This window comes from Winogradskyella ouciana (assembly GCF_009709615.1).
GTDB lineage: Bacteria > Bacteroidota > Bacteroidia > Flavobacteriales > Flavobacteriaceae > Winogradskyella > Winogradskyella ouciana.
Genome location: NZ_WJYA01000279.1, coordinates 1 through 241, shown reverse-complemented (window position 1 = coordinate 241; position 241 = coordinate 1). Strand labels below are relative to the sequence as shown.

At 69.3% G+C, this 241-nt stretch carries 1 protein-coding gene; it reads left to right on the top strand.

What is annotated here, in order from left to right:
* Nucleotides 1-241, top strand: a 241-nt coding sequence (locus F1003_RS19160; RefSeq protein ID WP_202913941.1) for a metal ABC transporter permease, incomplete at both ends; no start/stop codon positions are given.

The window sequence follows — 241 nt, the reverse complement described above, 5'->3', positions numbered from 1 at the left end:
GCTCGGCCAACCGCTTCGGCCTGCTCACGGGCCAGATCGTGTCGGTGTCGAACCCCGACCTCGGGTGGCTCGTACTCATCAGCGCCGTTGTGCTCGTCGGCCTCATCGTCGTGTGGAACCCGCTGCGCTTCGAGTCCCTCGACCCGCAGGCCGCGGAGGCGCGCGGCGTGCCGACCCGCGGGCTCAGCATCGTCTTCATGATCCTGCTCGGCGCGATCGTCGCGGCCGCCGTTCACATCAT